The following is a 22,115-nucleotide window of genomic DNA, read 5'->3' as shown; positions in this document are numbered from 1 at the left end:
GCGTCAGGCCCGGGGTTCCTCCCCGAACGCCTTCAGGACGCGCTCGGCGGCCAGCGTCGCCGTCAGCTCGCCCTCCCTGACCTGCCGTTCGAGCAGGGGCGCGAGCTCCTGGACCGCCGGGTTCGTGCGCAGCCGGTCGAGGAGTTCGTCGCGGACCATGGTCCAGGTCCAGTCGACCTGCTGGTCCTGCCGCTTGGCCGTGAGGCGGCCGGTCGAGTCGAGCAGGGCGCGGTGCCGCTCCAGACGGCCCCACACCTCGTCGAGGCCCGAGGACTCCCGGGCGCTGCAACTGAGCACCGGCGGCGTCCAGAACGCGTCGGCGCCGTGCATCAGCCGCAGCGCGCCCGCCAGTTCGCGCGCGGCGGCCCGCGCGTCGCGCTCGTGCGGGCCGTCCGCCTTGTTGACGGCGACCACGTCGGCCAGTTCCAGGACGCCCTTCTTGATGCCCTGGAGCTGGTCGCCGGTGCGGGCCAGGGTGAGCAGCAGGAAGGAGTCGACCATGTTGGCGACGGCCGTCTCCGACTGCCCGACGCCCACCGTCTCCACCAGGACCACGTCGTACCCGGCCGCCTCCATGACGACGATCGACTCCCGGGTCGCCTTCGCGACCCCGCCGAGCGTGCCGGCGGTGGGGGAGGGGCGGACGAACGCCGCCGGGTCGACGGCGAGCCGCTCCATCCGCGTCTTGTCGCCGAGGATGGAGCCGCCCGTGCGGCTCGACGACGGGTCGACGGCGAGGACCGCCACCCGGTGGCCGAGCCCGGTCAGCATCGTCCCGAACGCGTCGATGAAGGTCGACTTGCCGACCCCGGGCACCCCGCTGATCCCGATCCGCACCGCCCGGCCGCTGTGCGGCAGCAGCTCGGTGAGCAGTTCCTGGGCGAGGGCCCGGTGCTGGGGCCGGGTGGACTCGACGAGGGTGATCGCCCGGGCGATCAGCGCGCGCTTCCCGTCGAGCACCCCCTTCACGTACGTGTCGAGTCCGATCACAGGTCGTGCCCGAGTCCGGCCGCCAGGCGCGTCACCAGGTCGTGGGCCGCGTCCGGGATGACGGTGCCGGGCGGGAAGACCGCCGCCGCGCCCATCTCCAGGAGCGTCGCCACGTCCTGCGGGGGAATCACCCCGCCGACCACGATCATGATGTCCTCGCGGCCCTCCGCCGCCAGCTCCTCCCGGAGCGCCGGCACGAGGGTGAGGTGACCGGCGGCGAGCGAGGAGACCCCGACGATGTGCACGTCCGCCTCGACGGCCTGGCGGGCGACCTCGGCCGGGGTCTGGAACAGCGGGCCGACGTCCACGTCGAAGCCCAGGTCGGCGAAGGCCGTGGCGATCACCTTCTGGCCGCGGTCGTGGCCGTCCTGGCCCATCTTGGCGACCAGGATGCGCGGCCGCCGTCCCTCGGCCTCGCCGAAGGCGTCGACCAGGGTCCGGGTGCGCTCCACGGAGGGGGACTCCCCTGCTTCGTTGCGGTACACACCGGAGATGGTACGGATCTGGCCCGCGTGGCGCCCGTACACCTTCTCCAGGGCGTCCGAGATCTCGCCGACGGTGGCCTTCGCGCGGGCCGCGTTCACGGCCAGTTCGAGGAGGTTGCCCTCGCCGCCCGCCGCGCGGGTGAGCGCGTCGAGCGCGTCCCGGCAGGCGGTCTCGTCGCGCTCCTCGCGCAGCCGGCGCAGCTTGGCGATCTGCTGGGCGCGCACGGAGGAGTTGTCGACCTTGAGCACGTCGATCTGCTCGTCGGTCTCCACCCGGTACTTGTTGACGCCGATCACCGGCTGCCGGCCGGAGTCGATCCGGGCCTGGGTGCGGGCCGCGGCCTCCTCCACGCGCAGCTTGGGGATGCCCGCGTCGATGGCCTTCGCCATGCCGCCGGCGCCCTCGACCTCCTGGATGTGCTGCCAGGCGCGGCGCGCGAGGTCGTAGGTCAGCCGCTCGACGTACGCGCTGCCGCCCCACGGGTCGATGACCCGGCAGGTGCCCGACTCCTGCTGGAGGAGGAGCTGGGTGTTGCGGGCGATGCGCGCCGAGAAGTCGGTCGGCAGGGCGAGGGCCTCGTCGAGCGCGTTGGTGTGCAGCGACTGGGTGTGGCCCTGGGTCGCGGCCATCGCCTCCACACAGGTGCGGGTGACGTTGTTGAACACGTCCTGCGCGGTCAGCGACCAGCCCGAGGTCTGCGAATGGGTGCGCAGCGAGAGGGACTTGGTGTTCTTGGGGTCGAACTGCTTGACCAGCTTGGCCCACAGCAGGCGGGCCGCGCGCAGCTTGGCGACCTCCATGAAGAAGTTCATGCCGATCGCCCAGAAGAACGACAGGCGCGGTGCGAACGCGTCCACGTCGAGCCCGGCCTCGCGGCCCGCGCGGATGTACTCGACGCCGTCCGCGAGCGTGTACGCCAGCTCCAGGTCGGCCGTCGCTCCGGCCTCCTGGATGTGGTAGCCCGAGATGGAGATCGAGTTGTAGCGCGGCATCCGCTGCGAGGTGTACGCGAAGATGTCGGAGATGATCCGCATCGAAGGGCCGGGCGGGTAGATGTACGTGTTGCGGACCATGAACTCCTTGAGGATGTCGTTCTGGATGGTCCCGGCCAGCTTCTCGGGCGGTACGCCCTGCTCCTCGGCGGCCACGATGTAGAGCGCGAGGACCGGAAGGACCGCGCCGTTCATCGTCATCGACACGGTCATCTTGTCCAGCGGGATGCCGTCGAACAGCTGCCGCATGTCGTAGATCGAGTCGATGGCGACGCCCGCCATGCCGACGTCGCCGGTGACGCGCGGGTGGTCGCTGTCGTAGCCGCGGTGGGTCGGCAGGTCGAAGGCGACCGACAGGCCCTTCTGCCCGGCCGCCAGGTTGCGCCGGTAGAAGGCGTTGGACTCCTCGGCGGTGGAGAAGCCCGCGTACTGGCGGATCGTCCAGGGCTGGTTGACGTACATCGTCGGGTACGGGCCGCGCAGGTACGGCGCCATGCCCGGGCGGGTGTCGAGGAAGTCGAGGCCCTCCAGGTCCTGCCCGGTGTACAGCGGCTTGACGCCGATGCCCTCCGGGGTCTCCCAGAGCAGGTCGTCGCCGCCCGCCGCCTTCTTGACGTTGGTGCGCCACTCGTCGGGGCCGCCGCCGGCGGTGGGGTCCCCGAGTTCGATCCCGGAGAAGTCGGGGATGGTCATCGGGACACTCCCATGCGGTCGAGGGCGGTGGAGAGCAGGGCGACGGCGTCACAGCCCGCGAAGAGGTACGAGTCGACGCCGGAGTACTGCTTCGGGCGGCCGGCGAGGAACACGTGCGCGGCCCCCGCCGCACGCAGCTCGGCCGCGGTGGCCTCCGCCCGCTCCTCGTACAGCGCGTCGCTGGAGCAGAGGCAGGCCTCGCGGGCGCCGCTCTCCTCGAACGTGCCCTCGGTGACCGGCTCGATGCCGCCCGCCTGGAAGAGGTTGGCGGCGAACGTCAGCCGGGCCGAGTGCGCGGCCGCCGGGCCGAGCGCGGCCAGGTAGACCTTCGGCCGGGCGCCGGTCGCCGCGAGGTGGGCGTCGGAGCGGGCGCGCAGCGCCTCGTACGCCTCGTCGCGCCGGACGCGGGGCAGTCCGCCGGAGGGCGGCTCGGGCGCGGGGGCGCGCTCGACGGGCTTCTCGGCGAGGTGCGGGAACTCGCTGACGCCGGTGATCGGTTCGCGGCGGGTGGCGAGCTTCTTGCTCCGGGCGGCCCAGGTCTCGGCCAGGCGCTCGCCGGTGAAGCCGGAGCGCAGGGCCGCCTCCTGGCCGCCCTCCCGCTCGATCGTGCGGAAGAACTCCCAGGCGGCGTGGGCCAGTTCGTCGGTGAGCCGCTCCACGTACCAGGAGCCGCCGGCCGGGTCGATGACCCGGGCGAGGTGGGACTCCTCGATGAGGACGGTGGAGGTGTTGCGGGCGATGCGGCGGGCGAACGCGTCCGGCAGGCCGAGCGCGTCGTCGAAGGAGAGCACGGTGACGCTCTCCGCGCCGCCGACCCCGGCGGCGAGGGTGGCGATCGTGGTCCGCAGCATGTTCACCCACGGGTCGCGGCGGGTCATCATCACCGGCGAGGTCACCGCGTGCTGGCGCTGCGCGCCCGCCTCCGGGGCGCCGGAGACCTCGGCCACCCGGGCCCAGAGCCGGCGCGCCGCGCGGAGCTTGGCGATCGTCAGGAACTGGTCGGCGGTGGCCGCGTAGCGGAATTCGAGCTGCCCGAGCGCCTCCGTGACGCTCAGCCCGGCCCCGGTGAGTCCGCGCAGGTAGGCCACGCCCGTCGCGAGGGAGCAGCCCAGCTCCTGCGCGGCCGAGCCGCCGGCCTCGTGGTACGGCAGGGCGTCCACGGTCAGGGCCCGCAGGCCCGGGTACCCGTCGGCGCAGCGGCGCGCGAGTCCGGCGACGGACGCCAGGTCGTACGCCTGCCGGCCGGTGCGGGCCTCGTGGCCCAGCGGGTCCGCGCCCAGGTTGCCCCGGGCCGCGTCCGGGGCGACGCCCCGCTCCTCGTACAGCCGGAAGAGGTGCTCGGCGGCGGCCGCCGTCTCGTCGCCCGCGTCGAGGACGACGGGCGCGAGGTCGAGGTAGACGCCGTCGAGGGTCCGGTCGAGGGCGTCGACCGGGATGCCCGTGCCGCCGACGCCCAGCCAGAGGGAGGTGACGCCGTTCTCCAGGTCGGAGAGGACCGCGCCGTTGTCGGCGGCCAGGTGGCGCTGGCGCACGTCCCAGCCGCCGGCGGTGTTGCCCTCGGCCCGGCCGCCGCGCACGAAGGGCGCGAAACCGGGCAGGCCGGGGTCGGGTGCGGCGTCGCGCGCGGTGTACAGCGGGCGCGTGTCGAGGCCGTCCTCCAGCAGGGTGGACAGGGCGTCCTCGGCTTCGGGGCCGGAGACCTCCTTGCCCGATTTGCGCAGGACGCCCGCCACGAGGTTGCGCCACTGCTCATGTGGCGCGTCTGGGAATTCGGACGCCAGGGAGAGCCCGTCGTCAGGCAGGACCGTCATGTTCGGATGCTAGGGGAGATGTCTAAAGGATCAGGAGAGCGCACGACTGTGACCTTCTTCTCTTCGCCACGATGGGTTAGGTTAGGCTTGCCTAAGTAGTGAGTTCCGGCCTTTCCGTCCCCCTGCCCCGGGAGAACCACCATGCGCCCCTTCAGCACCCACGCCACCCGTCCCACCCCCGCCGAACGCGTGCGCTCGATCCTGACCGCGGCCCACTCCATGACCGTCGTCACCGACGGGGGCGAGCAGGAGGTGCACCGGCTGGACGGCACGGGCCCGATGGGCCACATCCACCTGCACGACCCCTCCGAGGACTGCCCCACCGGACGGACCGCACGCCTCCCCGTGCGCCTCGAACTCACCGACATCGCCCCCACCCCGGTCCGCGACCGCCTCCGCGCCCGCGTCACCCTCACCGGCCTCCTCGACGCCCCCTACGAGTCCGAGGCGACCCGGAGCACCTGCATGGAGTTCGGCCAGGCCCTCCTGGAGGACGCCGACGGCCGCACCTTCGTCGCGCTCGACGAACTCCAGGCGACCGAGCCCGACCCGATGGCCACCTGCGAGGCGGCCATGCTCACCCACCTGGTCGACGACCACGCCGAGCTCGTCCCCCTGCTGCTCCGCCTCGTCCGGCCGCGCCCCGAGCGGGACATGATCCGCGCCCTCCCCGTCGCCCTGGACCGCTACGGCATCACCCTGCGCCTCGAACACCCCACCGGCCACCAGGACGCCCGGCTGCCCTTCCCCACCCCCGTCACCGACATCGACGAGGCCGGCCCCCGCATCCACGCCCTGCTCGCCGCCGCCCGCCGCTCCTCCCACCCCAACCGCCTGCTGACCTGAACGGCCCCGGCCCGGGCCCCGCACCCCGCCGAGATGCCGAAGCGCGGCCGCGGACGAAGAATGGACGAGTCGGCCCGTACGTCGTCGGCGCCGGAACCGCTCGGGGACCCCTACAGGGACACGGCCACGCCATGAACGCAGGAACCCCGGCCAAGGGCCGACCGTCACCGCCGAAGGGCGCCCTGTACCGGACCGGTCACTGGTGCGCCCGCCACTTCGTCGTCGTCATCGCGCTGTGGCTGGCCGCCGTGGTGGGCCTCCAGCTCCTCGACCGGGCCGTCGGCGGCCAGTACTCCGACGACTTCGACCTCCCCGGAGTCCAGTCGTCACAAGGCCTCGACGTCCTCAAGGCGCACGACCCCGCGGCCGGCGGCTACGGCGCCCAGATCGTCCTGTACCGGTCCTCGGGCCCCCTCACCGACGAGGCGTCCGCCGTCGACTCGACCGTCGCCGCCCTGGAGAAGCTGCCCGACGTCCTCAGCGCACAGAACCCGCTGCCGCCGCCGGGCACCACCCCGCCCGCCGCCCCCGCCGGAACCCCCGACACGGGACCGCTCTCCGCCGACGGCAGGACCGCCTACATCACCGTCCGCTTCGGCGTGCAGCCCTCCACCCTCGGCACCGACTACCTGAACGGCGTCGACGCGGCCGTCCAGCCGCTCCGGGACGCCGGCGTCACCGTCGAGTACGGCGGCACCCTCGGCGAACTGGCCCGCCCCGAGCCCGACGACCGCACCAGCGAGGCCATCGGCTTCGCCGTCGCGATCGTGGTCCTCGTCATCGGCTTCGGCAGCCTGATCGCCGCCGTCCTGCCCCTCGTCACGGCGCTCCTCGGGGCCGTCTGCGGCCTCGCCCTCCTCGGCCTCATGGCCGCCGCCTTCACCTTCGGCACCGTCTCGCCCACCCTCGCCACGATGATCGGCCTCGGCGTCGGCATCGACTACGCGCTCTTCCTCATCACCCGGCACCGCCAGAACCTCATGAACGGCCATGATCCCGCCGACGCGGCGGGCCTCGCGACCACCACCAGCGGCCGCGCCGTCCTGGTCTCCGGCTGCACCGTCATCATCGCGCTGTCCGGACTGTGGGTCTCCGGCGTCACCTTCATCGGAAAACTCGGCCTCGCCGCCGCCTTCACCGTCGTCACCGCCGTGCTCTCCGCGCTCACCCTCGTCCCCGCCCTCCTCGGACTCGTCGGCCACCGCATCGACCGGTACCACGTCCGCAAGCCCGTCGCGGAGACCGACGCCGAACCCGGAGCACCCGCCCACGGAACCTGGCACCGCTACGCCCAGCGGGTGGAGAGGCGCCCCTGGTGGTTCCTGACCGGCGGCGTCCTGGCCCTCCTCGTCCTGGCCTTCCCCCTGCTCTTCATCCAGCTCGGCCACATCGGCGACGGAGCCGACCCCGAGTCCTTCACGGACCGGCGCGCCTACGACCTCGTCGCCACGGCCTTCGGCCCCGGCGCCAACGGCCCCCTGACCCTCGTCGTCGACCAGTCGGCCGTCCCCGCCGACGACCGCTCGGCCCTCGCCGGCAAACTCCAGCAGTCCCTCACCGACGTCCCGAACGCCGCCTCCATCACCCCCCTCCAGCCCACCTCCGACGGCCAGGTCCTCGTCGGAACCGCCTACTCGGTGGCCTCCCCGCAGGACGAGCGGACCACCGAACTCACCGACCACCTCGTCGACGACGTCCTGCCGCAGGCGGTCGCCGGAACGGACGCGAAGACCTACGTCACCGGCACCACGGCCGCCCAGGTCGACTTCCTCGACATCGTCTCCAGCCGGCTCCCGCTGATCATCGCCGTCGTCGTCGGCCTCGCCTTCCTCGTCATCCTGATCGTCTTCAGAGGCCTCCTCGTCGCACTCAAGGCCGCCGTCCTCAACGTCCTCTCCATCGCCGCCTCGTACGGCGTGGTCGTCGCCGTCTTCCAATGGGGCTGGGGCGGGCCCGCCCTCGGCGTCTCCGGCAAGGTGCCCATCGAGAGCTACGTCCCGATGATGATGTTCGCCATCGTCTTCGGCCTCAGCATGGACTACGAGATCTTCCTGCTGTCCCGCGTCCGCGAGGCCTGGCTGCGCACCGGCGACCCCAAGGCGGCGGTCGCCCACGCCCTGGAGATCACCGCCCGGGTCATCACCTGCGCCGCGCTCATCATGGTCAGCGTCTTCGCGGCCTTCGTCGTCTCCGACAACATCGTCGTCAAGATGCTCGGCCTCGGCCTCGCCGCCAGCGTCCTCATCGACGCGACCGTGGTCCGGCTGCTCCTCGTCCCCGCCGTGATGACCCTCCTGGGCAGACACGCCTGGTGGATCCCCGACCGGCTCGACCGGATCCTGCCCCACCTGGACACCGAGGGCGAGGGCGAACCGGAACGGGCGACCCCGAAGAGCACCCCCTAGGAGCCGGACAGCTCCCCGAGCAGCTTCCAGGTGCGGCGCCGGTCGTCCTCGCCGTTCACGTCCGTCGCGGTGAACACCACCTCCGTCGCCCCCGCCTCGCGGTAGCGCCGTATCCCCGCGGCCACGGTCTCCTCGTCGCCGATCAGGGCCAGGTCGGCGGCCCGTTCCGCCCCCGAGAGCTCGATCACCCGCTGGTAGGAGGGGATCCGCTCGTAGAGCGCGAGGGCCTCGGCCGAGGCCTCCCGCACGGCGTCCGCGTCGGAGGTGACCACGCCCGGCACCAGGGCCACGACCCGGGGCGCGGGACGGCCCGCCGCCTCGGCCGCGGCGTTCACCGCGGGCACGACGTGCTCGGCGAGCGCCCGGGGGCCCGCCAGGAACGGCAGGACGCCGTCCGCGAGTTCACCGCTCACCCGCAGCGCCTGCGGCCCCATCGCGGCGACCAGGACCGGCACCGGCGGCTCGGCGCCCGGCACCGCCGCCGAGTACGGGGTCGTGGCCGTCAGGAGCTCCCCGTGGAAGTCGGCGCCGCCCGTCTCCAGGAGCGGACGCAGGGCGGTCAGGAACTCCCTGAGCAGCTTGATGGGCCGCTCGTACGGGATGCCGAAACCGGTCTCGGTCAGATGGCGGGTGCCGAGGGCGAGCCCGAGGTGGTAGCGGCCGCCGGTGGCGGCCTGCGCCGTCTGCGCCTGCGCCGAGACCACCAGCGGATGCCGGCCGAAGACCGGGATCGCGGCCGTCCCCACCTGGAGGCCCGGCACCTCCCGCCCGACGATCGCGGCGAGCGAGGGCGAGTCGTACGCGAAGGACTGGCCGAACCACGCGGAGTGCAGGCCGGCGTCGCGCGCCTCCCGCGCGAGCCGCACCGTGTCGTCGATCGGAAGCTGACGGGAGGTCGAGCTGAGCGTTACGCCGAGAGTCATGCACCCGCCAACAGGCCCTTCCCCGACCGGCATTCCCGTTCCCGTGTGACAAACATGTGTCAGGAGCCCGGGACCCGTCGCGGCACCGGCCACCGGGCCCCGCCATGATGGGGGCATGAAGACTCTCGCCGAGGTGGACGCACTGGCCGACCGCGCGCACGCCGGACAGGTCGACAAGACCGGCGTCCCCTACGTCGCACACGTCCGCGCCGTCGCGGCCGGCCTGGCGCCCCTCGGCACCCACCTGGCCATGGCCGGACTGCTGCACGACGTCGTCGAGGACACCGAATGGACGGCGGAAGGGCTCCGCGCCGCCGGAATCCCCGACCGGGTCGTCGACCTCGTCGAAGCCGTCACCAACCGGCCGGACCTCACCTACGAGGAGAAGATCCGGCGGATCACGGCCGACCCCGACGCCACCCTCGTCAAGATCGCCGACAACGCGCACAACAGCCGCACCGACCGGTCCGCCGCGCTCCCGCCCGACCAGCGGGAACGGCTCGCCGCCAAGTACCGCGCGGCCCGCGCCGTCCTCTGGCCCGCCGCGGACCCCGACCGGATCGCCACGATCCTGCGCGTCGTCAACCCGGACCTCCTGACCGAACTCGACGGCCCCTCCCCGGACACCGGCACGCCTTCCTGCTGACCGGCGACCGGTCGGTCGCCGAGGACGACGTGGCGGCGACCTTCCCGGAGGCGTGGCGACTCCGCGACGAGGTCGACCCCGGCGGCGGATCGCTCCGCCCCGGCTGCTCGGCGTCGCCACCGACGTGGCCCGCGACCACTGCCGGGGCAACCACCGCTACCGGGCGGCCGCCGCGCGGGCCGGTACGTCCACGTCGAGACGTGCGGCGCTGCCCGGCAGGGTCCTAACCCGCGCTCCGGCCCGCGGCCCAGCCGCCCAGCTCCGCAGGCCTGTTGGTGATGATCCCGTCCACGCCGAGGTCGTCCATGGCCTTCCAGCGGGCGGGGGTGTCGACCGTCCAGACGTTCACCGCCACGCCCGCCGCGTGCAGCGCCCCGACCACCTCGGGCCGCCGTTCCAGGGCGACGTGCGAGACGTTGTACGCGGCGATGTGCAGCTCCTTCGCGAGCGCGACCGGATCGGCGTCCACGGCGTCGCGCAGGAGGCCGATCGGGAGCTCGGGCGCCAACTCGTGTGCGTACCGCAGGGAGGGGACGTCGAAGCTCTGGACGAAGACCCGGCGCGTTATGGCCTGCTCCCGGATCTCCGCCACGATCCGCGCCACCTCGGCGCGGCTGTGCCGGCCCTTGATCTCCAGGAGCAGGTTCCCGCCGCGCTCCCGCAGGTCCGCCAACTGGGCGGCCAGGGTCGGGACGCGGGCGCCCGCGTAGGCAGGGGCGAACCAGGAACCCGCGTCCAGGGCGTCCAACTGGTCGGAGGTCAGCGACCGGACCGGGCCCGTCCCGTCCGTCGTCCGGTCGACGGTCGCGTCGTGCAGGACGTACGGCACGCCGTCCTTGCTCGGCTGGACGTCGTTCTCGATCCACTTCGCCCCGCCGCGCCGGGCGACCTCGTCGGAGACCAGCGTGTTCTCGGGCGCGGCGGAGGAAGCCCCCCGGTGGGCGATCACGGTCAACGGCGCCCCGGCGGGGCGGACCCAGGAGTTCCCCGGGGCCTTCGCGTCCCGCTCCACGGGGCGGGGGCCGGACGCCCCGGGCGGCGGGAGCGGCGGGGACGGAGCGGTGACGAACGCGGTCGCGAGCGCCGCCACGGCGACGGCCCCGGCGGTGAAGCCGGCGGCCCGACGGCGGCCCGATCGGAAAACGGGCGGAAGAGCGTCTTTCATGAGCGCACACCCTAGAGGGGATGTGTCGGACAACAGCCTGTTCGAGCCACGACGCGCGGTCCGATCCCCTTCGCCGGAACGTCCGGTCTGCGGCATGGTGGGAGGCGTGCCGGGAGCCGTGCGGCCGGGGGGCCACGGCCGGGCGTGCGAAGTGAGGGGGACTCATGGACACGAGTACGGGACGAAGGACGGAAGGCGCTGGGGCCGTGACGCCAGACGGCCGAAAGGAAACCCCGCGCGGCCGCGGCGTGCTCGAAGGGGCCTTCGCCCTGCTCGACGCCCTCCGCCGGAACGGCGACGAGGCCGGGGTGACCGAGCTGGCCCTCGCCTGCGGGGTGCCCAAGGGCAGCGTCCACCGGCTGCTCGACCAACTGGTCGGCGTCGGCGCCGTCGAGCGGACCGGCAACCGCTACCGGGTCGGCCCGCAGCTCTACCGCCTCGGCCAGGCCTGGGAGCCGCACCCCGGCCTCCGGCCCGCCGCCCGGCTGCCGCTCCAGCGGCTCCGGGCCGCCACCGGCGCGAGCGTGGTCCTCGTCGTCCTGCGCGAGGAGGCGGCGCTCACGGTCGGCTCGGTGCCGGGGGACCTGGAGCCCCTCCTGCCCGTACGGAACGGGCTCGCGTTCCGGCTCGACACGGCCGCCGGAAAGGCCCTGCGCGGACCCCGGAGGAGCGGCGCCGTCCTCGACCGGGAGGACGTGATGGAAGGGGTGTGCTGCGTCTCGCTGCCGGTCCGCGCCCCGGACGGGCGTACGGTCGCGGCCCTCGCCGCCCTGGTCCCGGCGGGCCGCCGGCTCGACGGGCTCGCCCACGCCGTCGCCGGGGCCGGCGCCGCGATCACCCGCGCGCTCGCCGGGGGCGGTGCCGGTGGCGGCCGGCGAAGACCGCTCCCGCCGGCCGCCCTCGTACCGTGAGAAGGCCGTAGGGCGGCCCCGTTCCGTCCAGTGGAACGCGCGTAGAACCGGGCCGGGGGCGCCGGGCACAGTGGATGTCGTGCCGGGGGGAAACGGCACACCGGGACCGCCGGGAACGGCGGACCGGACACCACGTCACACCCGTGACCCGATGTGTGGGGGGACAACCACATGCGCAAGAACCGAGCCGCCCGACTGGCCGCCACCGCCCTGCTCGGACTCGGCACCCTCGGGGCCTTCGCCGGCACCGCGCACGCCGAGCCGATCGACTACGTGAAGATCGAGCTCGTCGAGCTGCACTGCCAGAAGAACAGCGAGGGCGACCACGACGAGGCCTACCTCAAGGTCACCGACGCCAACGGCAACGCCGTCAAGGTCTGGCCCGGCGGCGGCCTCAAGTACCAGACCATGGGCACCGGTTACGTCCGCTCCATGGCCGACGGCAACGGCAGCGCGGCCCTCATCCTGGGCAAGCAGCAGGCCCGCACCCTGACCCTGTGGGACTACGACTCCTTCGGCGGGGACGACAAGCTCGGCGCCACCCTGGTCACCGGCACCGAGGTCGGCGCCGAGACCCAGTGGCGCACGGTCGAGGGCTCCGGCGGCGTGTACGTCATCGGCTACCGGGTGATCGACATCTGACACCCGGCCGGAACGCCCGGAGGGTCGTGCCGGAACCCCGGCACGACCCTCCGCCCCCGTCCCCGTCTCAGCCCGCGTCCGGGGCCGACAGCTCGCCCGACCGCGCCACCCGCGCGTACCAGCGGGCGCTCGACTTCGGCGTCCGCTCCAGGGTGTCGTAGTCGACCCGGACCGCCCCGAACCGCTTCGCGTAGCCGTACGCCCACTCGAAGTTGTCGAGCAGTGACCAGAGGAAGTAGCCGCGCACGTCCACGCCGTCCGCGAGCGCCCGGTGCACCGCCTCCAGGTGCGCGTGCACGTAGGCGGCCCGCTCCGGGTCGTGCACCGAGCCGTCCGGGCCGACCACGTCCTCGTACGCCGCCCCGTTCTCGCTGATCACCAGCGGCAGGCCGGGGTACGCGGCGGACACCCGCTTCAGCAGGTCGTACAGCGCGCCCGCGTCGACCGGCCAGCCCATCGCCGTCCGCTCGCCCGGCGCCCGGTGGAAGGCGACCCGGTCCGCCCCCGGCCACGGGGAGTGCGGGCTGTCGCCGTGCCCGTCGTCCTGCGGCTTCTCGGCGCCCTCCGCGACCTCCGACACCAGCGTCGGCGCGTAGTAGTTGATCGCGAGCAGGTCCAGCGGCTGCTTCGCCGTCGCCGCGTCCCCGTCCCGTACGAAGGACCAGTCGGTGAGGTGCGCGGTGTCGGCGAGCAGGTCCGCGGGGTAGGCGCCCTCCAGCATCGGACCCAGCCAGGTCCGGTTGCCGACGGCGTCGATGCGGCGGACCGCGTCCAGGTCCCCGGCGGAACCGGTCAGCGGCCGCACCTCGTGCAGGTTGAGCGAGACGGACAGCTGGTGCGGGCGGCCCGCCGGGAGTGCGGCCCGCAGCGCCTGGACCGCGAGCCCGTGCCCCAGGTTGAGGTGGTGGGCCGCGCGCAGGGCGGCCACCGGCTCGGTGCGGCCCGGCGCGTGCACCCCGGAGCCGTACCCCAGGAAGGCGCTGCACCAGGGCTCGTTGAGCGTGGTCCAGCGGGAGACCCTGTCGCCGACGGCGTCCGCGACGATCCCCGCGTACTCGGCGAACCGCTCGGCGGTCGACCGCTCCGGCCAGCCGCCCGCGTCCTCCAGCTCCTGCGGCAGGTCCCAGTGGTAGAGCGTCAGGGCCGGCTCGATCCCGGCGGCCAGCAGCTCGTCCACGAGCGCCCGGTAGAAGTCCAGGCCCTTCTGCACGGCGGGACCGCGCCCGGTGGGCTGCACCCGGGACCAGGAGACGGAGAACCGGTAGGCGTTCAGGCCGAGTTCGGACATCAGGGCGACGTCCTCGCGGAACCGGTGGTAGTGGTCCACGGCCACGTCGCCGGTGTGGCCCTCGAAGACCCTGCCCGGAGTGTGCGAGAAGGTGTCCCAGATGGACGGGGTGCGGCCGTCCTCCGCCGCCGCTCCCTCGATCTGGTACGCGGCGGTGGCCGCGCCCCAGAGGAAGCCGGGCGGGAACGAGCGGACGGCGGCGAGCGGCCGGGTGTCGGACGCGGTCATAGGAGGGGGCTCCCAACGCTGGTGCGGGATCGGTACGTGGTAGTGGGGGAGGGGCCGGTCAGCTCTTGACGGCGCCGGCCGTGATGCCGCCCACGATGTGCTTGCCGAGGAAGGCGAAGACGAGCAGCAGCGGCACCGTGGAGATCAGGGCGCCGGTCAGCACGATGGCGTGGTCCACGCTGTGGTTGCCCGCGCCGAGCCCGGCGAGCGCCACCTGGAGGGTGGGGTTGCCGTCCGGGGTGAGCGCGATGAACGGCCAGAAGAAGTCGTTCCACGACTGGACGAAGACCAGCATGCCGAGCACCGCCATCGCGGGCCGGGCCACCGGGAAGACCACGTGCCAGATCACCCGGAGGCTGTGCGCGCCGTCCATCCGGGCCGCCTCCACCAGCTCCACGGGCAGCGCCTCGACGAGGAACTGGCGCATGAAGAAGACGCCGAAGGCGGCGACGAGAGAGGGCAGGACGACCGACTGGAGCTGGTCGACCCAGCCGAGGTCCGTGACGATCTGGTAGAGCGGGATGACGCTGAGCTGCGGCGGGATCGTCATCGTGGCGACCACCAGCGAGAGCAGCATCGTCCGTCCCCGGAAGGGGAGTTTGGCGAAGGCGAAGCCGGCGAGCGTGGAGAAGAGGACGGTGGACACGGCCACCAGGCTCGCCACGATCGTCGTGTTGACCAGGGCCTCGCCCATGTCGACCTGGTTCCAGGCGAAGGTGAGGTTGTCGAAGAGGCGGGGGCCGGGCAGCAGCGGCGCCGGGGCCTCCACGACCCGCTCGCCGGTGTGCGAGGCGGCGACCACGTTCCAGTACAGCGGGAAGAGGGAGACCACCGCGGCGAGGGCGAGCAGGACGTACGTCAGCGGTCCGGCGTGGTGCTGCTTCCCGGCCGTCTGCCGGAAGCGCCGGCCGGGCGCGGGCCTTCCGGAGGCCGGGTCCTTCGGGCGGGGCGTGTCGAGTGTGCGCGCCATGGGTCAGCCCCCCAGCTTCTTGCGGTTGTGGCGGGCGACGAGCGCCTGGACGCCGCCGACGATCAGCAGGAGCAGCAGCATCACCCAGGCGATGGCCGAGGCCTGCCCGAGGGCGCCGGTGACCCACCCCTTCTCGTACATCAGCAGGCTCAGCGTCTGGAACTGGTTGCCGCTGCCGCCGCTGATGCCGACGCTGCCGCCGTAGAGCATCGGCTCGCCGAAGAGCTGGGTGGCGCCGATGGTGGAGACGATGATCGTGAAGAGGATGGTGGGCCGGATGGAGGGGATGGTGACGCTGAGGAACTGGCGCCAGCGCGAGGCCCCGTCCAGGGACGCCGCCTCGTACAGGTCCTGCGGCACGGCCTGCATGGCGGCCAGGTAGATCAGCGCGTTGTAGCCGGTCCAGCGCCAGGTCACGATCGTCGAGATGGCGATCTGCGCGGGCCACTTGGACGCCTCCCAGTCGACCGGGCCGACGCCGGTCCACTCCAGGAGGCTGTTGATCATCCCGTAGTCGGTGTTGAAGAGCTGGGCGAAGACCAGGGTCGCCGCCGCGATCGAGGTCGCGTACGGGGCGAGGATCGCGACCCGGAAGAAGCCGCGGCCCCGCAGCCTGTAGTTCAGCAGGTGCGCCAGACCCAGGGCCATGAGCAGCTGCGGGACGGTCGAGATGACCCCTATGGTGAAGGTGTTGAAGAGCGCGTTCCAGAAGAACTCGCTGGTCGCCAGGTCGTTGTAGTTCTCCAGGCCCTTCCACTCGGCGCCGCCGCCGAGCTCCACCCGGTGGAGGGAGAGCCAGCCCGTGTAGATCAGCGGGAAGAGGCCGAAGGCGGCGAAGGTGAGGAAGAAGGGGGCGACGAAGACGTACGGGACCGCCTTCAGGTCCCAGCGGTAGAGGGTGCTGCGCCAACCGCCGGGGGCGGGGCGGCGGCCGCGCGGGCCGGGGGAGGAGGTCGGGGCGGCGGGCGGCGGGGAGCCGTCGGACCGCGTCCGGACGGAGGTGGCCACGGGGGCGTCCTTCCAGGTCGATGCGTGCGCCGGTGCGGACGGTGCCGGTCCGCCGCCCGGCAGGCGGCGGCGGACCGGCACGCGGCCCCCGCTACTGGTCGATCTTGTCGTCGACCAGCTTCTTGACGTTCTCCCAGGCCTTGGCCGGGTCGGTGCCGCGCTGCTCGATGTCGAGGATGCCGTTGTCGGTGAGGAAGGTCTTCACCTGGCCGTCCCAGCGGCTGATGCCGGCGGGCGTGATCTTGACGGCGGCACCGGAGAAGATCTTGCCGACCGGGGCGTCGCCGAAGTACGGCAGCTTCGCCTCCTGGACGGCGACCGAGGTGAGCGTGTCCTTGGACGAGGGGATGTTGCCGTTCACCGCGAAGACCTTGGCGTGCTGCTCCGGGGCGGTCAGCCAGGCGGCGAGCTCGGCCGCCTCCTTGACGTGCTTCCCGGACTTCGGCACGGCGAGGAAGGCGCCGCCCCAGTTGCCGGCCACCGGCGGCGCGGCGATGTCCCACTTGCCCTGGTTGGCCGGTCCGGCCTGGTCCTTGATGATGCCGGTCATCCAGCTCGGGCAGGCGACGGTGGCGAACTTCGAGTTCTTGAAGGCCGCGTTCCAGGTGCCCTTCTCGTCGAACTGGCGCAGCTTGGCGGTGAGTCCGCCCCGCGCCGCCGCGACGGCGGTGTCCCAGGCCTTCTTCACGCCGGGGCTGTTCTCCCAGTCGAGCTTGCCGCTCGCGTCGGCGTACTGCACCGGGTCGCTGGAGACGACCGCGTTGAAGAGGCCGCTCGCCGAGTCGTGGAAGGCGGTCCCGGCGGGCGCCTTCTTCTGGTAGGTCTTCCCGGCCTCCAGGAACTTGGACCAGTCGCCCGCCCACAGCTTGCCGACGGCGTCGCGGTCGGTGGGCAGCCCGGCCTTGGCGAAGAGGTCCTTGTTGTAGCAGACGGCCATGGGGCCGATGTCGGTGCCGAGGCCGATCACGCTGCCGTCGGCGGTGGTCGCCTGCTTCACCTTCCAGTCGAGGAAGGCGTCGAGCTTCGCGCCGCCCTCCTTGCCCAGGTCCACCCACTTGTCCGCCATGGTGGAGCCGGTCGCCTCGGCGATGTAGCCGACCTCGATCGCCTGGACGTCCGCGAGACCGCTGTTGCGGGAGAGACGCAGCTTCAGCGTGTCCCAGTACTTCTGCCCGTCGGCGACGTTCGACTCCTCGATCTTGATGCCGGGGTGGGTCTTCTCGTACTCGGCGTAGAGCTTGGCGCCGGTCTTGTCGTCGTAGCCGAAGGAACCGAAGGTCCCGACCCGCAGCGTGATCGTGCCGCCGCTCTTGGCGTCGTCATCGTCGCTGCCGCAGCCGGTGAGCAGGGTCGTGCCGGTCACGGCGACGGCGACCGCCGCGATCGCCGTGCGGCGCCCGCGTCTGCTGCTGGAAGTGCGCATTCCACTCTCCTCGTCCAAAGGTGGTGCTCGTTGTGCGCCAAGGGTCCGGCCGGCTGAACGCGGCTCGGCGGCGGTCGGCCGGGACCCGTCGCGGGGTGTACGCCTCTTATATGGGAGCGCTCCCACGTCGTTGTCGGAAGGTTGCTGCCTGCCGGGCTCAAGTGTCAAGAGATGAAGGCGGATTCGTTACCGGAAGGTTTTCCGGGGATTTCGCGCCCTCCCGGCGTCCCGGTGCCGTCACTTCCCGAACGATCTCCGGGGTGCGCCTCGTGGCGCGGAGGGGTGTGGATGATCTAATGTGGGAGCGCTCCCATTCGTGCGGGGGTCGTGTGAACAGCACTTCTGCCTACGAGGGGAGTCGGTGGGGTCGTGAACGGACGCCAGAGCGGCAGACCCACCCTGGAGCAGGTCGCGGCCAGGGCCGGGGTCGGCCGGGGCACGGTCTCCCGGGTCATCAACGGCTCGCCTCGGGTCAGTGAACGGACCAGGACGGCCGTCGCCAGGGCCGTCGCGGAGCTCGGCTACGTGCCCAACCAGGCCGCCCGCGCCCTGGCCGGCAGCCGCACCGACGCCATCGCGCTCGTCATCCCCGAGGCCGAGGCCCGGCTCTTCGCGGAGCCCTACTTCCTCGACCTCATCCGGGGCGTCAGTGCCGAACTGGCCCACTGTGACAAGCAGTTGCTGCTCACCCTGGTCCGCACCGAGCAGGAGCGGCAGCGCTTCGAGCAGTACCTCGCGGCCCAGCGCGTCGACGGGGTGCTGCTCGCCTCCGTCCACGGCGACGACCCCCTGCCCGACCGGATCGGGGAGCTGGGCCTGCCGGTCGTCATGAACGGGCGCCGCACCGAGGCCGAACCCGTGCCGTACGTGGACTCCGACAACATCGGGGCGGGGCGGGCGGCCGTCGCCCACCTGGTGGGGCGCGGCCGGAGCCGGATCGCGACCGTCACCGGGCCGCTCGACATGTACGTGGCGCGTGCCCGGCTGGGCGGCTACCGGGCCGGGCTCACGGAGGCCGGTCTCGAGCCCGACGAGGAACTGGTCTCGGCGGGCGACTTCACCGAGGAGGGCGGCCGGCGGGCGATGCGGCTGCTGCTCGACCGCAGGCCGGACCTGGACGCGGTCTTCGCCGCCTCCGACGTGATGGCGGCCGGGGCGCGCGGGGTCCTGCGGGAGGCGGGTCGCCGGGTGCCCGAGGACGTGGCCCTCGTCGGGGTCGACGACTCGCCGGTGGCACGGCTGATGGACCCGCCGCTGACCAGCGTGCGCCAGCCGATCGAGGAGATGGGCCGCACGATGGCGCGGATGCTGATCCGGGGGATTGCTGAGGAGTCGGAGGAACCGGCCGGGCCCCGCCGGCACGTACTGCCGACGGAGCTGGTGGTACGCGCGTCCTCCTGAGGGGCCGGGGGCCCGTGGCCCGGGCGTTCCGGACCACGGGCCTCGTGCGTGGCGCGCTACAGCGCCGGGTGGGCGTTCTTCAGGAGCTCCTGGAACTGGGCCGAGAACCAGTGGCCCGACACCGGGGCGTCCGGCAGCGCGCCCGACATGCTGTTCCCGTTGCGGGCGTTGCCCGTGTACGTCGGGTCGCACATCCGGTCGAAGCCCTTGCCCTCGTCGTTCGGGATCTCCTTGCTGGCGCCGTCGGACTCGCCCGGGGGCTTCATCCAGACGTACGCGTCGATGCCCGCGGCGGGCGCCGCCTGCGGCCGCTCGCCGAGACCCGCGCCGGACTGGTTGCACCAGTTGCCGAGGTGGATGCGCCGGTCGTAGCGCCCGCCGTTCACATACGTGTCGACGCTCGTCGTCGCGCCCGGCGCGGTGGGCCGGGCGGTGCCGCCCCAGCCGTTGCGGGAGGTGTCGATCAACATGCCGAGGCCGGGGTCGAAGCCGAGCGAGACCAGCTTGGCGCGCATGGCCTGGGCGTACGACAGTTCGTCCGTGTACCGGTTCCAGTCGACCCACTTCGACTGGCGCACGGAGACGCCGTTCACGCTGTCGTCGATCCGGAAGTGGTCCTCCTTCAGGGCGCTGTAGTTGGCGGTGTTGACGATGAAGCCGTGCACGTTGGCGACCGTGGAGCCCTCGGCGGTGGCGGCCTGCTTGAACAGCTCGGCGGAGGCGCCGAAGTTGTCGTCCCAGCCCAGCCAGCCGTGGTGGCCGGCGTCCACGTAGTTGTAGACGTTGGCGATCGCGCCCAGCTTGTTCAGGGCGTAGCCGACGCCGGTGACGTAGTTGCCGTTGGCCTTCATGACGTCGCAGTTGGGCGTGGCGGTCGGGCGCCCGCTGACATTGGTGACCAGGTTGGGCAGGGAGTCGATCTCGACGGTGGTGACGATCCGCAGGCCCGCGTACTTCGGGTCGGCGAGGATCGCGGCGATCGGGTCGATGTACTGGGTCTTGTAGCGGCCGATCTCGGTCGGGCCCAGCTCGCCGTTGGAGGCGAGCGCCGCGCAGTCGCGGCCGGGCAGGTTGTAGACCACCAGCTGGACGACGAGCTCGCCGGAGCCCTTCTGCTTCAGCGCCTCGTCCAGGTGGGCGCGCAGGCCCATGGAGGTCGCGGAGCCGTTGACGGCGGCGATCCGGTCGAGCCAGACGCCGGTGGGCTGGTTCGCCACCTTGGCGCCGCCCGGCTCGGCGGCGGCCTTCGCGGACCACTCGGGGTTCACGTACACCTTGGCGCCGGCGTAGGGGTTGTCGGCCTTGGAACCGGCGGGCGGGGTGGTGGGCGGCGTCGTCGGGGGAGTGGTGGGCGGGTCCGTGGGAGGGGTGGTGGTCGTGTTGCAGGTGACCCCGTTGAGCTTGAAGGTCGCGGGCACCGCGTTCGTACCGCCGTAGGAGCCGTTGAAGCCGAAGGAGGCCGAACCTCCCGTGGCCAGGGAGCCGTTGTAGGAGAGGCTCCTGGCGGTGACGGCGGTGCCGGACTGGGTGATCGTGGCGTTCCAGCCCTGGGTGACCTGCTGGTTCCCGGCGTAGGACCACTCGACGGTCCAGGAGGCCACCGGGTCGCCGGTGTTGGTGACGGTCACGTCGGCGCCGAAGCCGGTGTTCCACTGGTTGGTGATCCGGTAGTCGACCTTGCAGCCGGGCGCGGCGGCGCCGGCGGTGGCGGCGCCGAGGACGGTGGCGGTGGCGCCGGTGGCCGTGACGAGGCCGAGCGCCGCCAGGAGGGCGGTGCGACGGGTGCGGCTCATGCGGGTGGGGTTTCCTTTCGGAGGAGAGGCGACGATCACCGGGAAGGGGTGATCAGGAGGCGAGGGCGCGCAGACGGTCGCGCAACCCGATGCCGAACGCGGTGGGGGTGCCGTCGTACGAACTGATCAGGGCGGGTCCGGAACCGCAGTCCCAGGTGTTCCAGGTCCAGCCCAGGTACGACAGGTCGCGGTCGTCGAACCACTTCATGACGCGGTCGACGAACGCGTGTCCACAGGTGTTCTCACCGATCTCGCCCGCGAGCAGGGGCACTCGGGAGGCCACGGGGGCGAGGGTGTCGTTCCAGCACGTCTCGGTGGAGCAGCTGTTGAAGTTGTAGACGTGCCAGGCGGCGGCCAGATTGCCCGCCGGGTCCGTGGGGGCGTGCGCGAGCCACTGGCTCAGGTCGTTGGAGTACGCGATGCCCGGCACGAGGACGAGGTTCCTCGCCCCCGTGGCGCGGACGGCGTCCACCAGGTCCTGCATTCCGGCGACCTCGTAGTCGATGCCGGGGCAGGTCCCGCCGTCGCGCCAGCAGGCCCAGGCCTGCGCCGCGGTGGGGGTCGCCCGGTCCGGATAGGGCTCGTTGAACAGGTCGAAGACGATCCGCCGGTCGTGCTTGAAGGCGTCCGCGACCGAGGTCCAGAAGGCCGGGGTGTACCGGGCGCCGGGCATCGGCTTCTGGCAGGAGGCGTGCACGTCGGAGCAGCCCGCCGAGTTGCCCGTGTACCGGCCGTGGGTCCAGTGCAGTTCGACGACCGGGGTCATGCCGTGGGCGAGGACCCGGGCCACCAGCTCCTTGACGGCGGTGACGTAGGGCGCGCCCCGGTACTCGGGCTTGATGTTGTCGAGGCCGAGCCAGCACTCCTCGTTGAGGGGGATGCGGACGGTGTTGGCCTCCCAGTCGGCGATGGCCCGGAGGGAGGCGTCGTCGACGGGACCGTCGAAGAAGCCGTGGCCCTGGACGCACATGAACTCGCCGCCGGAGCGGTTGACGCCGAGGAGCCGGCGGACCGCGCCGTTCTGGTCGACGAACTTGTTGCCCACGACGTGGAGTTCGGGCGCGCCGGGGGTGGGTGTCGGGGTCGGTGGCGGGGTCGGCGGCGCGCCCGTGTCGCAGGGGACGCCGTCGAGGGTGAACGCGGTGGGGGCCGTGTTCGTCCCCGACCAGGAGGCGATGAAGCCGGCCGTCACCTTCGCTCCCGTGGGGAGCGAGCCGTTCCAGCTCTCGTTCGCCACGGTCACGCCGGCGCCGGACTGGGACCACGTACCGCCCCAGCCCTGGCCGACGACCTGACCGGCCGGGAAGGAGAAGTCGAGGCGCCAACCGTTCAGTGCGGCGCCGCCGTTGGTGACGGTGACGGCGCCCTGGTAGCCGCCGGCCCACTGGCCGACAACGGTGTACTCCACCGTGCAGACGGGTGCGGCCGCGGCTCCGGAGGCCGTACCCATGAGGGTGAGAGCGGTGCTCGCCGTCGTGAGCGCCGCTCCGGCGA

The 22,115-nt window shown here is 72.7% G+C and carries 17 protein-coding genes; 6 read left to right on the top strand and 11 right to left on the bottom strand.

Going from position 1 to position 22,115, the window contains the following annotated elements; all coding sequences use genetic code 11:
- Window positions 1-3: 3 nt before the first annotated feature.
- From meaB to ACIQD7_RS01220, 3 genes are read right to left on the bottom strand one after another with little or no spacing between them, the layout of a single operon-like run.
- Complete coding sequence (gene meaB, locus ACIQD7_RS01230) at window positions 4-990, bottom strand: methylmalonyl Co-A mutase-associated GTPase MeaB (RefSeq protein WP_121832423.1); 987 nt, start codon at window positions 988-990, stop codon at window positions 4-6.
- Window positions 987-3,161, bottom strand: a complete 2,175-nt coding sequence (gene scpA, locus ACIQD7_RS01225) for a methylmalonyl-CoA mutase (RefSeq protein ID WP_402438347.1) — start codon at window positions 3,159-3,161, stop codon at window positions 987-989. Before scpA ends, meaB begins: the two co-directional genes overlap by 4 nt.
- Window positions 3,158-4,972: a methylmalonyl-CoA mutase family protein gene (locus ACIQD7_RS01220; RefSeq protein ID WP_402438345.1), complete on the bottom strand. Its 1,815-nt coding sequence runs from the start codon at window positions 4,970-4,972 to the stop codon at window positions 3,158-3,160. The genes scpA and ACIQD7_RS01220 overlap by 4 nt, the downstream gene beginning before the upstream one ends.
- Window positions 4,973-5,113: 141 nt before the next feature.
- On the opposite strand from ACIQD7_RS01220, the gene ACIQD7_RS01215 reads away from it, so the two are divergent.
- Window positions 5,114-5,818 (top strand): DUF2470 domain-containing protein, encoded by a 705-nt coding sequence (locus ACIQD7_RS01215; protein WP_402438342.1) that lies wholly within the window; start codon window positions 5,114-5,116, stop codon window positions 5,816-5,818.
- A 131-nt stretch (window positions 5,819-5,949) separates the two neighbouring features.
- The gene (locus ACIQD7_RS01210; protein ID WP_402438339.1) at window positions 5,950-8,223 is read left to right on the top strand and encodes an MMPL family transporter; all 2,274 of its coding nucleotides are present in this window, start codon (window positions 5,950-5,952) and stop codon (window positions 8,221-8,223) included.
- On the opposite strand, the gene ACIQD7_RS01205 is transcribed toward ACIQD7_RS01210, so the two are convergent.
- Window positions 8,220-9,146, bottom strand: a complete 927-nt coding sequence (locus ACIQD7_RS01205; protein ID WP_402438336.1) for a TIGR03564 family F420-dependent LLM class oxidoreductase — start codon at window positions 9,144-9,146, stop codon at window positions 8,220-8,222. The genes ACIQD7_RS01210 and ACIQD7_RS01205 overlap by 4 nt on opposite strands.
- Window positions 9,147-9,261: 115 nt before the next feature.
- On the opposite strand from ACIQD7_RS01205, the gene ACIQD7_RS01200 reads away from it, so the two are divergent.
- A complete protein-coding gene (locus ACIQD7_RS01200) occupies window positions 9,262-9,792 on the top strand; it encodes an HD domain-containing protein (RefSeq protein WP_402438333.1) in 531 nt (176 codons plus the stop codon).
- 223 nt (window positions 9,793-10,015) lie between these two features.
- Here the strand turns inward: ACIQD7_RS01200 and ACIQD7_RS01195 are convergent, their stop codons facing one another.
- Entirely contained in the window at window positions 10,016-10,957 is a 942-nt protein-coding gene (locus ACIQD7_RS01195; protein WP_402438330.1) for a glycerophosphodiester phosphodiesterase, read from the bottom strand.
- Between the two features lie 206 nt (window positions 10,958-11,163).
- Here ACIQD7_RS01195 and ACIQD7_RS01190 point away from each other — a divergent pair, with 206 nt between their 5' ends.
- Window positions 11,164-11,868, top strand: coding sequence for an IclR family transcriptional regulator (locus ACIQD7_RS01190; RefSeq protein ID WP_402438326.1), 705 nt, complete (start codon window positions 11,164-11,166; stop codon window positions 11,866-11,868).
- Window positions 11,869-12,039: 171 nt separating this feature from the next.
- Window positions 12,040-12,510 carry a hypothetical protein gene (locus ACIQD7_RS01185; RefSeq protein ID WP_402438323.1) on the top strand — a complete coding sequence of 157 codons (471 nt, stop codon included), beginning with the start codon at window positions 12,040-12,042 and terminating at the stop codon, window positions 12,508-12,510.
- Window positions 12,511-12,577: 67 nt separating this feature from the next.
- Here the strand turns inward: ACIQD7_RS01185 and ACIQD7_RS01180 are convergent, their stop codons facing one another.
- The 4 genes from ACIQD7_RS01180 to ACIQD7_RS01165 form a co-directional block, all read right to left on the bottom strand.
- Complete coding sequence (locus tag ACIQD7_RS01180; RefSeq protein WP_402438320.1) at window positions 12,578-14,026, bottom strand: GH1 family beta-glucosidase; 1,449 nt, start codon at window positions 14,024-14,026, stop codon at window positions 12,578-12,580.
- A gap of 58 nt (window positions 14,027-14,084) precedes the next feature.
- A complete protein-coding gene (locus ACIQD7_RS01175; protein WP_402438317.1) occupies window positions 14,085-14,996 on the bottom strand; it encodes a carbohydrate ABC transporter permease in 912 nt (303 codons plus the stop codon).
- 3 nt (window positions 14,997-14,999) lie between these two features.
- Window positions 15,000-16,004, bottom strand: a complete 1,005-nt coding sequence (locus tag ACIQD7_RS01170) for a carbohydrate ABC transporter permease (RefSeq protein WP_402438314.1) — start codon at window positions 16,002-16,004, stop codon at window positions 15,000-15,002.
- A gap of 91 nt (window positions 16,005-16,095) precedes the next feature.
- On the bottom strand, window positions 16,096-17,427 hold the full coding sequence (locus ACIQD7_RS01165; RefSeq protein ID WP_402438311.1) for an ABC transporter substrate-binding protein: 1,332 nt from the start codon (window positions 17,425-17,427) through the stop codon (window positions 16,096-16,098).
- A 369-nt stretch (window positions 17,428-17,796) separates the two neighbouring features.
- Between ACIQD7_RS01165 and ACIQD7_RS01160 the strand changes: the two genes are divergently transcribed.
- The gene (locus ACIQD7_RS01160) at window positions 17,797-18,828 is read left to right on the top strand and encodes a LacI family DNA-binding transcriptional regulator (RefSeq protein WP_402438307.1); all 1,032 of its coding nucleotides are present in this window, start codon (window positions 17,797-17,799) and stop codon (window positions 18,826-18,828) included.
- Window positions 18,829-18,884: 56 nt separating this feature from the next.
- On the opposite strand, the gene ACIQD7_RS01155 is transcribed toward ACIQD7_RS01160, so the two are convergent.
- Together ACIQD7_RS01155 and ACIQD7_RS01150 are read right to left on the bottom strand one after the other, a co-directional pair.
- Window positions 18,885-20,621, bottom strand: a complete 1,737-nt coding sequence (locus ACIQD7_RS01155; RefSeq protein ID WP_402438304.1) for a glycoside hydrolase family 6 protein — start codon at window positions 20,619-20,621, stop codon at window positions 18,885-18,887.
- A 52-nt stretch (window positions 20,622-20,673) separates the two neighbouring features.
- The gene (locus ACIQD7_RS01150; protein ID WP_402438301.1) at window positions 20,674-22,071 is read right to left on the bottom strand and encodes a cellulase family glycosylhydrolase; all 1,398 of its coding nucleotides are present in this window, start codon (window positions 22,069-22,071) and stop codon (window positions 20,674-20,676) included.
- Window positions 22,072-22,115: the final 44 nt, after the last annotated feature.

Origin of the sequence: Streptomyces sp. NPDC093071, assembly GCF_044754545.1 — a bacterium.
Taxonomy (GTDB): domain Bacteria; phylum Actinomycetota; class Actinomycetes; order Streptomycetales; family Streptomycetaceae; genus Streptomyces.
Note: the sequence above shows the minus strand (reverse complement) of the source record. Positions and strands in the feature narration are given on the sequence as shown.